At 64.7% G+C, this 13,301-nt stretch carries 22 protein-coding genes; 14 read left to right on the top strand and 8 right to left on the bottom strand.

The window, feature by feature from the left end:
- The first annotated feature begins 3 nt into the window (after positions 1–3).
- From ACIPY5_RS12065 to ACIPY5_RS12050, 4 genes are read left to right on the top strand one after another with little or no spacing between them, the layout of a single operon-like run.
- Positions 4–1,146, top strand: coding sequence for a hypothetical protein (locus ACIPY5_RS12065; protein WP_400970988.1), 1,143 nt, complete (start codon positions 4–6; stop codon positions 1,144–1,146).
- Between the two features lie 13 nt (positions 1,147–1,159).
- Positions 1,160–1,771, top strand: a complete 612-nt coding sequence (locus ACIPY5_RS12060) for a hypothetical protein (protein WP_400970985.1) — start codon at positions 1,160–1,162, stop codon at positions 1,769–1,771.
- An 11-nt stretch (positions 1,772–1,782) separates the two neighbouring features.
- Positions 1,783–2,205: a hypothetical protein gene (locus ACIPY5_RS12055; RefSeq protein ID WP_400970982.1), complete on the top strand. Its 423-nt coding sequence runs from the start codon at positions 1,783–1,785 to the stop codon at positions 2,203–2,205.
- Positions 2,205–3,704, top strand: a complete 1,500-nt coding sequence (locus ACIPY5_RS12050; RefSeq protein ID WP_400970979.1) for a hypothetical protein — start codon at positions 2,205–2,207, stop codon at positions 3,702–3,704. The genes ACIPY5_RS12055 and ACIPY5_RS12050 overlap by 1 nt, the downstream gene beginning before the upstream one ends.
- 118 nt (positions 3,705–3,822) lie before the next feature.
- On the opposite strand, the gene ACIPY5_RS12045 is transcribed toward ACIPY5_RS12050, so the two are convergent.
- Positions 3,823–4,065, bottom strand: coding sequence for a hypothetical protein (locus ACIPY5_RS12045; RefSeq protein ID WP_400970975.1), 243 nt, complete (start codon positions 4,063–4,065; stop codon positions 3,823–3,825).
- A gap of 133 nt (positions 4,066–4,198) precedes the next feature.
- On the opposite strand from ACIPY5_RS12045, the gene ACIPY5_RS12040 reads away from it, so the two are divergent.
- From ACIPY5_RS12040 to ACIPY5_RS12020, 5 genes are all read left to right on the top strand, one after another.
- Positions 4,199–4,897 carry a hypothetical protein gene (locus ACIPY5_RS12040; RefSeq protein ID WP_400970972.1) on the top strand — a complete coding sequence of 233 codons (699 nt, stop codon included), beginning with the start codon at positions 4,199–4,201 and terminating at the stop codon, positions 4,895–4,897.
- Positions 4,898–4,911: 14 nt separating this feature from the next.
- A complete protein-coding gene (locus ACIPY5_RS12035) occupies positions 4,912–5,283 on the top strand; it encodes a hypothetical protein (protein ID WP_400970969.1) in 372 nt (123 codons plus the stop codon).
- A complete protein-coding gene (locus ACIPY5_RS12030) occupies positions 5,280–5,642 on the top strand; it encodes a hypothetical protein (protein ID WP_400970966.1) in 363 nt (120 codons plus the stop codon). The genes ACIPY5_RS12035 and ACIPY5_RS12030 overlap by 4 nt, the downstream gene beginning before the upstream one ends.
- 224 nt (positions 5,643–5,866) lie before the next feature.
- Positions 5,867–6,100, top strand: a complete 234-nt coding sequence (locus tag ACIPY5_RS12025) for a hypothetical protein (protein WP_400970963.1) — start codon at positions 5,867–5,869, stop codon at positions 6,098–6,100.
- The gene (locus ACIPY5_RS12020) at positions 6,097–6,480 is read left to right on the top strand and encodes a hypothetical protein (protein ID WP_400970960.1); all 384 of its coding nucleotides are present in this window, start codon (positions 6,097–6,099) and stop codon (positions 6,478–6,480) included. Before ACIPY5_RS12025 ends, ACIPY5_RS12020 begins: the two co-directional genes overlap by 4 nt.
- A 79-nt stretch (positions 6,481–6,559) precedes the next feature.
- Here the strand turns inward: ACIPY5_RS12020 and ACIPY5_RS12015 are convergent, their stop codons facing one another.
- The 3 genes from ACIPY5_RS12015 to ACIPY5_RS12005 are packed head-to-tail and all read right to left on the bottom strand — an operon-like array spanning position 6,560 to position 7,638.
- Positions 6,560–6,970, bottom strand: coding sequence for a hypothetical protein (locus ACIPY5_RS12015; protein ID WP_400970957.1), 411 nt, complete (start codon positions 6,968–6,970; stop codon positions 6,560–6,562).
- Positions 6,971–7,023: 53 nt separating this feature from the next.
- The gene (locus ACIPY5_RS12010) at positions 7,024–7,299 is read right to left on the bottom strand and encodes a hypothetical protein (RefSeq protein ID WP_400970954.1); all 276 of its coding nucleotides are present in this window, start codon (positions 7,297–7,299) and stop codon (positions 7,024–7,026) included.
- 9 nt (positions 7,300–7,308) lie between these two features.
- Complete coding sequence (locus tag ACIPY5_RS12005) at positions 7,309–7,638, bottom strand: hypothetical protein (protein WP_400970951.1); 330 nt, start codon at positions 7,636–7,638, stop codon at positions 7,309–7,311.
- 61 nt (positions 7,639–7,699) lie between these two features.
- Between ACIPY5_RS12005 and ACIPY5_RS12000 the strand changes: the two genes are divergently transcribed.
- From ACIPY5_RS12000 to ACIPY5_RS11990, 3 genes are all read left to right on the top strand, one after another.
- Positions 7,700–7,942: a DUF3263 domain-containing protein gene (locus tag ACIPY5_RS12000; protein ID WP_400970948.1), complete on the top strand. Its 243-nt coding sequence runs from the start codon at positions 7,700–7,702 to the stop codon at positions 7,940–7,942.
- A 273-nt stretch (positions 7,943–8,215) separates the two neighbouring features.
- Positions 8,216–8,848: an isochorismatase family protein gene (locus tag ACIPY5_RS11995; protein WP_400970945.1), complete on the top strand. Its 633-nt coding sequence runs from the start codon at positions 8,216–8,218 to the stop codon at positions 8,846–8,848.
- Positions 8,845–9,390, top strand: coding sequence for a DUF1697 domain-containing protein (locus ACIPY5_RS11990; protein ID WP_309342358.1), 546 nt, complete (start codon positions 8,845–8,847; stop codon positions 9,388–9,390). Before ACIPY5_RS11995 ends, ACIPY5_RS11990 begins: the two co-directional genes overlap by 4 nt.
- Here the strand turns inward: ACIPY5_RS11990 and ACIPY5_RS11985 are convergent.
- Positions 9,377–9,643 (bottom strand): hypothetical protein, encoded by a 267-nt coding sequence (locus tag ACIPY5_RS11985; protein ID WP_400970941.1) that lies wholly within the window; start codon positions 9,641–9,643, stop codon positions 9,377–9,379. The genes ACIPY5_RS11990 and ACIPY5_RS11985 overlap by 14 nt on opposite strands.
- 26 nt (positions 9,644–9,669) lie before the next feature.
- On the opposite strand from ACIPY5_RS11985, the gene ACIPY5_RS11980 reads away from it, so the two are divergent.
- Positions 9,670–10,188, top strand: a complete 519-nt coding sequence (locus tag ACIPY5_RS11980; RefSeq protein ID WP_400970938.1) for a CGNR zinc finger domain-containing protein — start codon at positions 9,670–9,672, stop codon at positions 10,186–10,188.
- Between the two features lie 38 nt (positions 10,189–10,226).
- On the opposite strand, the gene ACIPY5_RS11975 is transcribed toward ACIPY5_RS11980, so the two are convergent.
- Positions 10,227–10,694 carry a hypothetical protein gene (locus ACIPY5_RS11975; RefSeq protein WP_400970935.1) on the bottom strand — a complete coding sequence of 156 codons (468 nt, stop codon included), beginning with the start codon at positions 10,692–10,694 and terminating at the stop codon, positions 10,227–10,229.
- A complete protein-coding gene (locus ACIPY5_RS11970) occupies positions 10,691–11,332 on the bottom strand; it encodes a TetR/AcrR family transcriptional regulator (protein ID WP_400970932.1) in 642 nt (213 codons plus the stop codon). Before ACIPY5_RS11970 ends, ACIPY5_RS11975 begins: the two co-directional genes overlap by 4 nt.
- 48 nt (positions 11,333–11,380) lie before the next feature.
- On the opposite strand from ACIPY5_RS11970, the gene ACIPY5_RS11965 reads away from it, so the two are divergent.
- Positions 11,381–11,836, top strand: coding sequence for a nuclear transport factor 2 family protein (locus ACIPY5_RS11965; protein ID WP_400970929.1), 456 nt, complete (start codon positions 11,381–11,383; stop codon positions 11,834–11,836).
- A gap of 44 nt (positions 11,837–11,880) precedes the next feature.
- Here the strand turns inward: ACIPY5_RS11965 and ACIPY5_RS11960 are convergent, their stop codons facing one another.
- On the bottom strand, positions 11,881–13,293 hold the full coding sequence (locus ACIPY5_RS11960; RefSeq protein ID WP_400970926.1) for an APC family permease: 1,413 nt from the start codon (positions 13,291–13,293) through the stop codon (positions 11,881–11,883).
- Positions 13,294–13,301 lie beyond the last annotated feature (8 nt).

Genomic DNA, 13,301 nt, shown 5'->3' with positions numbered 1-13,301 from the left:
TCGATGAGGGCTCTTCTGCATGACACGCGTACGGGGGAGTCGCTTCGAGAGCTGGAGTTCACGGAGCAGACTTCGTGGTCGGCGGCGGTGTGTCGTGCGGATGATGGTTCTGTTGTCGTCCCGGGGTACACGGCAGGGTCCGTGGGGCTCTCCAACCTGATCATCCCGCGGAAGACCTCAGTGTCACTGGTTCGTGATGATGGCGTGTGCGTGGCTGCGGGGCTTGTTGGAATCCCCGAGGCGGGCGAGAACGACGACGGCGATCAGACGGTGACGATCCCGTTTCGCGGGCCGGAGTCACTGTTTGACCGGCGTGTGGTTCTGCCTTACCCGTACAAGAACCTGATCGATGGGGCGGGCTTTCCTGTGACGACGTTCGACACCCGGATCACTGGGGTTGAGTACGGGACGATGATGAAACGCCTGTATCAGCAGGCCATGTCTCACCCGGGCGGCTCGATCCCGGTTGTGTTCGAACCGGATCGTGTCGGCACCCATGAGAAGGGGTGGGCGGCGGTTGACGGCAAGGGCGTGCAGGAGGCCGTCGAGGATATCTCCCAGTTGCAGGGCGGTGTTGAGTGGTCGTGGGTTCCGCGGGTTGATGAGAACGACTGGTTGTCGTGGGCTCTCGTCACGGGCAGAGATTCTGCCCCTGAGATCGTGTCCCCGTTCTGGCATTCGTGGACGAACTCGGGCAGCGAGCCGGACATCCGGAAGCTGGCGGAGAAGGTGTCGCCGGAGTTTCTCGCCTCGAGTGTGTTCTTCACCGGGGGTAAGGATCAGGACCGGGTGATGCTGTCGCACCAGTACGACTCGACCCTGATCGATGCTGGGTTCCCGCTGATGGAGGTGTGGGACTCGTCGCATTCGACGGTGTCGGAGCAGCCGACGTTGGACGGGTGGGCGAAGTCCCGCCTCATCGATGGGCAAGCTCCAGTGAAGTTGTGGTCGTTCGAGGTGCGCGCTGAGCGGGCGATCGGTCTCCGCGCGGGGGACTGGTGCACGGTCGAGATTCAGGGCAAGAACGGAAAGCCAGGGCACTGGTGGATCCCGGACGGTGAGTACTCCCGGCGGATCGTTGGGGTGTCGGGTACGGCGGTTGAGGACTGGTACGGGGTGACCGTGGCCGGCATGACGGGGTGGTGACATGGTCCGACCAATGTTCACCCCACCGGAGGACCGTCTCGCGGAGACACTGAAACAGCAGGCGAGCTCGATCCGCGACGTACAACGTGGCACCGGGACAGAGAAGAACCGCACCCTTGAGCAGCTATTCAAAGCGGTGACCTATCTGACAACACTGAACACCTATGCGGCGTCTGGGGCGTCGTGGAACACGGGCACCATCCCGAATGATCAGGTCACTCGGTGGGCGGATGGAACCCTCGTTGAGATTGCAGGTATCGACATCCCGTACGGGAAGGTGCTGGTCACAGCATCCGTAGGGGAATCATCCGTGGCCCCTGCCTCCGGCGGGTGGATTTCCGGGATGGTGTCGTTCCGGATCTTCGACGCGAACGGCACCGCAACCGACACGGACGTGGAAGTGAAGAATCGCGCCGGCCGCTTATACGGGGCGGAACGCATGGGCGTCACGATCTCCACCACACCGCAGGTCATGGTCATCGACCGGAACGCGCACCCGGGACCGTACAAGATCCGGTTGCAATACGGATATTGGGCGTCGATCGCCGGGACGGGCGATCCGTCTATCAACTTCAATGCCCCGTCGCTGACCGTCCAGATCATCGGTGACGGTGTCCCTGACTGAAAGGACTCAGCATGCCACTGATCACTGGCACCATCACTGATTCTGCGGGGACTCCGGCAAACGGGCTGATCGAGTTCACCCAGATGGTGCGAATGGACACGGGGACGATGCTCGTGACGCAAGCCGTTGCCACCGCGCAGGTCGTGAACGGAACGATCCGCGACTTGAACGGTTCCCCGTTTGTCATGCCGGTGAACCCTGATGGGACGGCTGTCCGGGTCTTGGAGCGTCTGGGCGGCCGAACCTATGCATGGCTGACACAGGTTCCCGCAACAGATGTTGAGTACAGGGCGTTGCCGCAGTTGAGCGCCGGGTCACTACTCCCCGCCGGGTTCTGGTGGGACCTCACGGGCGGGATCGACTTCCCACCAGAAGCAGCTGTGGGCGACTTCGGGTGGGATCGCAACACTGACAACGTGTGGAGGAACGAATAGTGGCCAAGGTACTTGTTTCAAACATTCGCGGCGCGGATGGTGTTGTGACACCATCGCTGCAGGTTCTCGCGAACCAGGCCATGAACGCGAGTGACGATGCGCTCTCGGCTAAGGCGGCGTCAGAGCTCGCCGCTTCGGATGCGCAGGCATCTGCTGCGGGTGCTGCCGCGGCCGCAGTGCCCGCAATGCTGGCCGCGTCGACTGCTGCGCTGACTGCGGGTGCTGACCCGACTCGGCACATGCCGAGCGAGGTTGTCCTCATGTCTCCCACGACAGCTGCCCCGAGCATGACTGGCGGCACCGCGGCGTCCTCAGCCACAGGGTGGACGCTGACTGCTGCAGGCGGCGCCGCGACACTGATGGCATCACTGCCCTTGGGCACACCCATGAACATTGGACCAGCGCAGTCAATCTGTGTCGACATCGACATCCCTGACGTGTCCAAGATCAACGTCCTCACCGTGTACCTGTGGCACGACTCGGGACTGACGACCGCCCTTCGTTGGGGGTATGCGTCGAACGCCAACAACATGCCTGTGACGCTCGTCAATGGGCGAAACACGATTCGAATCCCGTGGGCCGCGTTCTTCTCCGGAGGCATCACCCGCACCGGGATCAAGACGAACTGGGGCAAGCCCTACAGGCTTGCTGTCGCATTCTCCCGGACGCCCGCCGCGAACATTGACGCGGGGACGACCGCCACGATCCGACGCGTGTGGGCTGAGGTTCACCGTGCCGGGAAGATGCTGATCATCGGCGACCGTGGGTACAAGTCCTGGGTCGACGGCGGGTATCCCGCGTTGAAGGCGTTGAAGGTCCCGGTTACGTGGGCGCCTGATCTGGACCTGTTCGGGAGTGGTGTCGGCGGCATCTTCGAGGCCGTGACTGAAGCACGCATGCACGAGCTCGCGAAAGAGAACGGCAACTCCATCTCGTTCCATGGGAAGACGGGCGGCCCAACATCGGGCATGACCGCAGCAGAGCTGGCCGCTGAGACCGCTTACTGTCGGGACTGGCTGCGCCACTACGGGTATCAGGGGCGAATCTGGCGGGCCGCATACGTGCAGAACCAGGCCGGCGCAGCAGCCGACCCGCTGGTCACCGACCAGCTGCTCGCATCACGCACCCACACGGGACACCAGCGGGACGAGATCTGGCCCCCGATCGACCAGTACGACCTGTACTGCAACTCGATTGAGAACACGTCCACCGCTGCGGCGAACCAGACGATGATCGATGACTGGTTCGACATCATGAAAGCGACGAACTCGCTGATGATCCGGTTCTTCCACCGCATCGACGAGACGGACCAGTTCTCGACCCGAAAGGCGAACTGGGACTACTTCGTATCGAAGGTGTCAGCTGCGATCAGTGAAGGTTGGCTCGAAGGAGTCACTTTCGAAGACCTCTTCTACGGCACCGGCGGGAACTTCGAGCAGCGTAACGGCACGGCCATCTCACGCTGGACCGCGCTCCCAACCCGACGCGTCATCAACTGACCGTCACCGTCTTCACCGAGGGGGGAAGCGTGAGCGATATCGAGAAGGACATCGCTGCGGGTCGTCGCTGGTTGCGCGATCGCGGCGGGCTCCCTGGAGACTGGCGCGTCCCGGTGGCTCACGTGTTCCAGGTGCGTCGAACCTCGAGGATCACCTCGTGGGCGCTGCGGTTGGTGGCGAGAGCCAGCTCACCGATCACGCGAGCAAGGAGGGACCCTCCGGCGAGCAGTCGTTGACTCTCGGAGATGCCCCAGTCCTCGATGATCTCCGCCTGAATCACGGCCTGGTCATCGAACGCGATCGCGGTCGACAAGGCCAACCAGCGACGGATCCCCTCAGACATGAAGTCGTCATGTTCCATACCCGCGGACGCTACAGCACAGCGCGGCCAGCGAGGAACCTCAGAACCGGACTCTCAGACAAGGGAATCCTCCAACCTCAAAGCCCCTGCCACTCGTGACAGGGGCTTTGTCGTTCCCGAAAGGACACATCTCATGGACTACAACAACGGTGAGATCCCGCTGTCCGTACTGGTGCAGGTGCCAGGCCAGGAGGACGACGACGCATGGCTGTCGGCGACGACGTGCGCACGCTGGCTCGCGCTCAAGCAGGATGTGCAGGACACGTACGGGGTGACGATCTGGATCGTCCCCGGCTTTAACGCATACCGCCCTCTTGACAACCAGAAATATGCGAAACAGCAAGCGATCAACCAGGGGCGCCCGCAGGATGCGGCCGACCCGGGAACGTCGTCGCACGGTGGCGTCTACATCCAGTGGGGCAGCCCCCGCAACGGGCAGGCGTCCCTCGCGATCGACGTCGGCGGATACGAAGCACTGAACCGTGACGACTGGTACGCGATGTGCCGCAAACACGGCTTCGAACCCGGGTTCTTCGACTGGGAGGCCTGGCACATTATCGACTGGGACCCCCAGATCGGTACAGCTGCCCTCGCGGGCAATGTCACTGGAACGACTGCCACGGCGGTCCCCACGAAAGGCAAGAAGATGGACCTTTTCCTCCTGCTCACCCAGCCCGCCGATGGTGGGCTTCGACGCTGGCTCGTCGATGTTCGCGCTGAAACCAAGCATGAGATCTCGAGCGAGAAGTTCAACATGTACAAGAACGTTGGCATGCCGACGCTGTCTGGTCCTCAGCCGTACACGTACGGCGACGAGTTCCGGACGATCTAGTCCTGGGGGCACGATTGAACGGCGCTATTCAAGACTGGCTCGAAGGCGTTTCCGTCTGGGAGGTCCTTGTCACGGTCGGAGTTGTCACCACGGTGGTCCTGGCCCTGTGGAAGCTCATTCCACTCTTCAAGAAGCTCTCGAACTTCATCGATGATGTCGCAGGCGAAGAGGCGCGCGCTGGGGTTCCGGCCCGTGCGGGCCTCATGGAGCGTGTGCAGCGGATCGAACATGAGCTGTTCCCGAACTCTGGTGGATCCGCTCGGGACGCTATCAACCGCACTGAGGCGGCCGTCGTCTCGATCAATAAGAAGCTCAACAACGATCAGAAGCGGATCGATCGACTCGATCAGATCGCCGCGCGTCACCACCCCGAGGAGAGACCATGAACAAGATCTGGTTCCCGAATCAGAGATCAATCCGCACGGCCCTGCAGGTCATCCTGGCGGTGGTTGCTGCGCTCGGAATCGTTGTCGCCGTGGCCCCCCAGGTTCTTGACGCTGTCGCCGATGTTCTTCCGGGCCCAGCCGTCGCATGGCTTGCAGGCGCGATCGCAACCCTCGCTGGCATTAGTGCCGCGATCTCCCGTGTCATGGCGATCCCCGCCATCGACGAGTGGCTGAAGAAGTTCGGTGCAGGGTCGACTCCGCTCGGATCTGTCAGTTACACGTCACTCGGTGGAGATGCGGTTGGCCTGACCCGTCGCCAGTACCGGGCCATGGTAGACAGCGCTGACGCGAAGGACTGACTCGTCACAACACGAACCGCTCCTTACCCGCCAGGGACAAGCGCAGGCTGTGTCTCGGGGCGCGGCGCCACCTGGCTATGATCGAACTCATGCCGGAACGCGACCCAGAGGTTACGGCCTGGTCGCCTCCGCCACTCGATCAGTGTGATCAAGAGCGAATCCCAGTGCCGCTAGACGAGGAGTACCTCCTCTCTATGAGGCGTGTCCTCTGGAACAAGCAGCTAGTGGCGTTCGCGATCGTCTTGTCGCAATGCATCGGCGATCAGTGGGTAGAGGTAGTCTGCATCGACACCCTGCATCACGGATGCGTGCATCGCCATGACGGCGACCACGACGCACCGTTCAAATCAATTCGTGATGTAAACAGTCAGCAAGACGTGCAAGAATCGTTCCACGACGCTTACGACGATGTCTACAACGAGTATCTACGCGCACGGGGATTGGACGAGCTGCGATGAACCGGCATGAAGCGACGCGACGAGTGATGCAAAGCATCTTCCGCAGGGGCACTGAGAACGCCTTGCGTTACGTTGCGCCCGACGGGTCTCGACCGGTCGTCGTCTGCACCCCCAACGAGTACCTCAGCGAGGTTTCCAAGCGAGTTGACGCCGCCGGTGGTTCCGCCAACGTTGTGCTGGCTGAGACCAAGAGGTACTCCATCATCATCATGGAGTCCGTTGCGGGCGACGCGGAGGATGTTGGTTCTGAGGCAGTGAACGCCGACATCTCGATGGGCATGTTCTTCATCCGCGCCAAGTCGAGGCGCGGCAAAGCAAACATCTTCCACATCGGTTCGGTGAACGCTGAATCGCAGATTCAGGCGTTTGACTACGCGTAACCAGCGTTCCAACGCCATCTACTAGTCGAACCGCCCCCGCTTCTCTTTTGGAGAGGCGGGGGCGGTTTCGTTCGTCTTGTCAACGAATAACGATGTCGGCGGTGTTCCAGTCCGCAAGCTCCTCGAACGGAACGAATGTCTCACATGTGAGCAGGCGAACCTTGGTCGGGGTTCCGTAACTCCATCGATTCGGCCCGTTTGGAGTCTGGCATCGGATCTGCTTTCCGGCAGATGTGGCGACTACGGCAGACAGCTTTGGGACATAGCTCGAAGATGCGTCACGGCGCAGTTCCACGTTCAGGTACGTGATTTGGTAGTTCTTTCCGTAGCTCTTAGAGCCCTGCGCGCTGGCGATAACGGTGTTCATCAGGCTGATTCCGTCGACACCTTGGACAACGGTTCCGGTGACGGTGTGCCTTACGGTCCGGTCTTCGAGGCTCGGAAAAAGCACATTGAGGAAGAGGAAGCCTCCGATGAACAGGCCCACCACGCCGAGAGCGAGGGGCCAGAGCGGTTTGTCTCCGGAGTGGTGTTGTTTCCGCATCAGACTCGTCGCACGGAGAGGAGTTGGTAACCGTCGGGGACCTTCGCTTCGAGGGCTGCCATGTCGTCGGCTTCGATCTCGGCCACGCCGTCGCGGCGTGCGATCGTGCCCTCGGCTGTCATCATCGTGTCCTTCTTCGACATCGACACGGGTGCCGAGACCGTCTCCCACCCGTCCGGCGACTGCTCGCGGATCAGATCTTGGATCTCGTCGAGCTCTTCGGCCTGCACGGTGATGGTGCGCGTCTCGCGCGGGCGGATCATTCCAATGAGCACCAGGACAGCCTACGGCTGGTCGACGACACCGCGAGGGCGGGCGTATCCGCCGGTGCCGTGCGCAGGGAGACCTCTCCGGAACTTGCCGAGCGCGATCGCCTGGTCCATGTCGAGCGGCAGCTCGCGCAGCGCCGCCACGAGCGTGGCCCGGTACTGATTGCTGGAGGAGAAGCCGATGAATAGGCCGACCTCCTGGGTGAGCAGGTCGATCCGGTCGCCCGCCGTCGCGTAGAGCTCGGCGATCACCGGCACGGGATCCTGCGTGAACTGGTTGCGGGTCATCACGCAACCGATCTTGATGCTAAGCGCGGTGTCGGGTGCGAGCGGGTGGGACGGCATGCGGGGAGCGTACGCCGCGGCGCCGACATCGAGTGTCCGTGGCTAGTGGAAGCATCACCGCATGACCCCGACCGAGCTCCTCGCCTTCGAAGCCCGCAACCCCTCCTGGCGCGGCAACAAGGAAACCCGCATCCGCGAACAGCTCGGCCTGACACCAGCCAGGTACGTGATCCTGCTCATCCGCGCCGCCGAATCCATTGAGGGGATGCTCGCGGACCCGGTTACAGCGCGTCGAGTGCGCGATGTTCCGGGCCGCAAGAGTCGGAGCAGTCTGTCGGTTTCGACACGCTACCTGCCGGTCTAGACGGAACTCGAGAGGTGGTTGCGAACCCTGCCGGACGAGAACCCGCGCAACATCGGTCGACGGTTCTGACGCGACACATATGTGTGCACGATTGTGTGCACTAGCGTCCACCGGTCGAGGTATAGTTGCCTGAAATACAGGGTTTGCGGGAGCAAATCGCGGCTATACCTTTTCACTCGTAATGAAAAGGTCAAGGGTTCGATTCCCTTGGGCGGCTCGACCGGAAACCCCCTCCCCGGAGGGGGTTTCGTCGTTCCGGCGTACGCTCGGAGCATGTCTCGTGCGCTGCTGATCGTCGACGTCCAGAACGACTTCACAGAGGGAGGCGCCCTCGCCGTGGTCGGCGGTGACGACGTCGCCCGCGGCATCACCGCCCTGCTCCGCGATCATGCGGCGGACTACGACGTCATCATCGCGTCCCGGGACTGGCATGACGCAGCGGGGGACAACGGCGGGCACTTCTCCGAGGCGCCGGACTACGTCGACAGCTGGCCCGTGCACTGCGTCGCAGGCACCGAGGGTGCCGACTACGACCGGCTGCTGGACACGGCGGCCGTCACGCACCACGTGCGCAAGGGCCAGGGGCGCCCCGCTTACTCGATGTTCGAGGGCGTGACGGAGACCGACGAGACGGTCGCCGGGATCCTGGCGGCGCACAGTGTCCTCACCGCCGACGTCGTCGGCATCGCGACCGACCACTGCGTGCGCGCCTCGGCGTCGGACGCGATCGCGCACGGCGTGCACGTGCGGATCCTGACCGACCTCGTCGCGGGCGTGGGTGCGGAGTCGAGCGCGGCCGCACTCGCCGAACTCGCGCACGCCGGGGCGGACCTCGTGTCGGGCGGCGCAGATCCGAGCTCTCCCGCCGATGGACCGGCTGCGTCGACCGACGGATCCGCCGAATGACCACCGAACGTTGCGCGCTGCTGCTGCGCGCCGTGAACGTGAGCGGCGCGAACAAGGTGCCGATGGCCGAGCTGCGCGCGCTCATGAACGACCACGGAGGATTCGGCGCCGTGACGACCTACATCGCGAGCGGCAACGTCATCTGCGACGCGCCGGCGGACCCGGCGGTCGCGTGCGGGGAGGCGCGGACCCTGATCCACGACGCGTTCGGCGTGGACACGCCCGTGATCCTGCGCACACATCACGATCTGGTCCGAGCGATCGAGGAGAATCCGTTCCCCGATGCTGAGGCAGACAAGATGCTGCACGCGATGTTCCTCGAAGGAGCGCCGCGGGCCGATGCGGTCGAGACGCTGACCGAGAGACTGCAGCCCGGCGAACGGATCGCGCTGCGCGGAAACGACCTGTGGATCGACTTCGGCGCCGGGGGAGTGCACTCGAGCAGGCTCACGCGACCGGTGCTGGACCGCGCGCTCGGCGTCGCCGGCACGGCGCGCAACCTTCGCACGGTGCGGAAGCTCGCCGAGCTCACGGCCGGCTGACGGCATCGGGCGGCCCCGCCGCCCGATCGGCTGCGAGAGCACGGCTGAGTGCGGTCGGCGCTGCGGCGCCCGCCGCATGCAGATCCACACGCTGTGCGCCGCACGTCACGCAGCGCACGTACAGCAGTGTGCCCTCGGCCGTCCTGTGCCGCGATCGGGTGGTCCAGGCGTGCTCATGCGCGGGGGCGGGACGGGACGACTCCGGAGAAGAGAGCGGAATCGATGCGGTGTCGGCAGAGGATGCGGCGGTCATGCCTCCCACGATGATGTAATGTCATTGTGCATCTCAACCCTTACGGTGAGTACGCGGTGCTGCTGGCGGTATCGCTCGCCAACGACTGGCCTTCCGATCGCGCCGGCATCGAGCGGCGCACCCGCGACTTCGGGATGACGATGGTCTTCCCCGCGGGCCCCGGGGACCACGCCGACACGCGACAGGTGATCGACGACTGGCTGCGCATCGTCGATGCCCCGGCCCCGGAGGAGCGCGCGGCGCTGTTGAACGCGCAGATGGCCGCTGCCGCGGCATACCCGCGGCTCACGGACCACGACGGCGAGGGCTGGCATCTGCACTATCGCGGCGAGGAGGATTCGCTGCCCCGCGTGCTGCGCGCCGTCATCGCAGTCGGCACCTCCCTGCACCTGGTCACGCGGGGGATGACGCGACTGGGGCGCTGCGCGGCGGCGCCGTGCACCAACGTCGTGGCCGACGTGACCCGCAACGGGCGGCAGCGCTACTGCTCGGTGCGCTGCGCCAACCGCGACGCCGTGCGAAGGCACCGGGCTCGACGGGGATAGTTCTCCCTCTCTTGCCTGCGCGATGGTGGGGTCGCCGTCTACTCGAGTCCCAGGAGCTCCTCGACGGCGTGCTCGGAGGTCGACCCGCCGGAGGGCGGCGGCATGAACAGCGTCGACACCGCTGCGATCAGGGCCGCGGCGATGCCGGCAGCAGCGGCGATCCACGGGAAGCCGAAGAAGAAGTCCCACCCGGCGATCACGCCGTCGATCAGGCCCACCAGCAGCCACCCGAGGAGAGGGCTCAGGAAGCTGAGCAGGATGAAGAGTGCTTTGCCCCCGGCTGTGTCGAGACGCCGTGCCGTGACGAGAGTGCCCGTGGTCGCCATCGCTGTCGTCAGCAAGCCGATCAGCACACCCCAGCGGAGACTGTCACCGACACTCGCCCAGGTGAACCCTCGGGCGAACGTGCCGTAGAAGATCGCGAGCGCCGCCACGGCCAGCGCGATTCCGGCGATGGATCCGACAGCGACCACCTTCCAGTACAGCCTCACCGTCGACGTCCTCATGGCCCCAGGGTAGGGCGGTGCGAGTCTCCGCGCTCGAGAGCCGACAGCGCTCGCCGATCGCCGGCATGGCCGAGGGAGTTGAGCGTGCTGCGAATCGTCTGCACGAGGAGCGCATCGTCGATCGGCGGCATGCCCGGAAAGACCACGCGCATGAGGAGGGGTCCGGTCAGCAGGTCGGCGATCCACGGAGGATCCCCGACCCGCGCGATCTCGCCGCGGGCGACCGCGCGTTCGATGATCACACGGGTGTAGGCGCGGCGGGGTCCGAGATAGTGCTCGAGGAACGGTCTGCCCTGCTCGGGGTCTGCTTCCACCTCTGCCAGCCAGCCGACGATGCCTCGTGTCACCACCGGGTCGGTGAACAGATGCTGCTGACGCCGCTGCACTTCGATCAGGTCGCCGATGAGCGTGCCGGTGTCGATGTCCGTATCGGTTCCGTGGCGGGAGGTCAGCACGTGCGGAACGACCTCGGCCACGTTCTGGAAGCGGCGATAGAACGCCGGCTTGTTGGTGCCGGCGCGCTCGATGATCGCGCCGACCGTGAGGCGGGCGTACCCCCGTTCTGCGATGAGTTCGGCGGTGGCCCGCAGGATCGCGTCGTCGATCGAGCTCTTGCGGGGACGTCCGGCGGTCACCATAATGTAACTCATAGTAACGTATCTCACCGACGGATGAGGGGGAGGGTCATGGTCTACGCGTGGATCGTCGGCGCGAGAGTCCGCGCCACGTTCGAGAAGATCAACGACGGCGACTATCGGGCCATGGTCGACGGGCTCGCATCCTCGTTCCGGTACCGCTTCCACGGCGATCACGCGCTCGGCGGGGTGCGCACGACGAGGGAGTCGATGCTGCGCTGGTGGGAACGCGTCGTGAGGCTGCTGCCCGGAGCGCGATTCGACGTGCAGGACGTGCTCGTCAACGGCGGCCCCTGGAGGACGCGCATCGCCGTGCGGTCCTCGATCTCCGGGGACCTCCCGGACGGCACCCGCTACGAGAACACCGTCTTCCAGTTCATGACGTTGGTCTGGGGCCGGGTGTCGTCGGTCGAGACCGTCGAAGACCTGCAGGTGCTCGAACGCGCCCTGGAGGCCGTTGCCGAGAGCGGGGTCGAGGAGGCGCGTGCCGCGCCCATCGTCGACTGAGTCAGGGACCTCAGCCGCAACCGAGCAGCCGGACGAGTCGACCGTCAGTCGTACATGCCGACGTTGATCGGACCAGTCAGGTCAGGGGGAGCGGCCCTGAAGCCGCGCGTCTTGACCAGCAGGTAGACCACCCCGATCGCGGTCCAGGCGCCGCCGATGATCATCGAGATCCCGTCCAGGCTGAGCCACAGCGCCACGTTGATCACGACGCCGATCGCCGGGATGACGACGAAGCCGATCCAGGAACCGATCGTGCGCTTCGTGATGAAGCGGAAGAACACGAAGATCACCGACAGGTTCACGAACGTGAAGGCGATGAACGCGCCGAAGTTGATCATCGACGACGCCTGTGCGAGGTTCACGAACAGCGCGGTCAGGGCGATCGCGGCGACGATGAGGACGTTCACGACGGGGACGCCGGTGCGAGGGTTCACCCGGCCGAACAGCCGCCTCGGCAGGGCGCCGTCGCGGCCCATCGCGTACAGCAGCCGGGCGGCGCTCATCTGCTGCGTGATCCCGCAGCCCAGCACCGCCATCATGTAGCCGCCGACGAAGATCGCCTGGAACGCGGCGCCCCCGATGTACTTCGCGATCTCGGGGGAGGCCCCGACGATGTTCTCGAGCTTCGTGACGTCGGGGAACAGCGTCTGCATGACATAGGTCACGGTGAGGAAGAACGCTCCGGCGGCCGCGACGATGATGAAGATCGCGCGCGGGATGTCCCGCGTGGGACGCTGCGCCTCCTCCGCGAGCGTGGAGACGGCGTCGAAGCCGAGGAACGACAGCGCGAGGATGGCGGCGCCGCCGGCGAGGGCCGCGGCCTGGACGTCGTCGGAGAAGAACGGCCGCACGGTGAAGGCCGCGCCGTTGGCGCCGTTCGCGATGTTCACGACCGCGAGCACCACGAAGAGCACGGCGACGACGAGTTGGATCCCGACCAGGATCACGTTCATGCTGGCGGCGAGACGCACGCCGACCAGGTTGAGCGCCGTGCAGATCGTCACGGTCAGCAGCACCCACACCCAGAACGGCACCTGCGGGTAGATCGCGCCCATGTAGATCCCGGACAGGATCGCGTTGATCATGGGCAGCAGGAGGTAGTCGAGCGTCGCCGCCCAGCCCACGAGGAAGCCCACCGAGGGATGGATGCTCTCCTTCGCGTACGTGTAGGCGGATCCGGCGATCGGGAAGAAGCGGACCATGCGCGAATAGCTGAACGCGGTGAACAGCACCGCGACCAGCACCACCAGGTAGGCGAGCGGCACGTGTCCGCTGGTCTGGTCGGCCACGATCCCGAACATGTCGAAGACCGCGAGCGGCGCCATGTACGCGAGACCGATGAAGACGAGGTGGCGCAGCTTCAGGGTGCGCTTGAGCGCCCCCTGCTCGTGCGCGACGACGTGGGCGAGCTGATCGTCGCCGGCGGCGACAGCGGAGTGGGATGGCAGCGTTGACATCGTGGGGA

Source organism: Microbacterium sp. NPDC089698 (genome assembly GCF_044749045.1).
Classification (GTDB): Bacteria; Actinomycetota; Actinomycetes; order Actinomycetales; family Microbacteriaceae; genus Microbacterium.
This window is presented reverse-complemented; position numbering and strand designations above follow the sequence as displayed.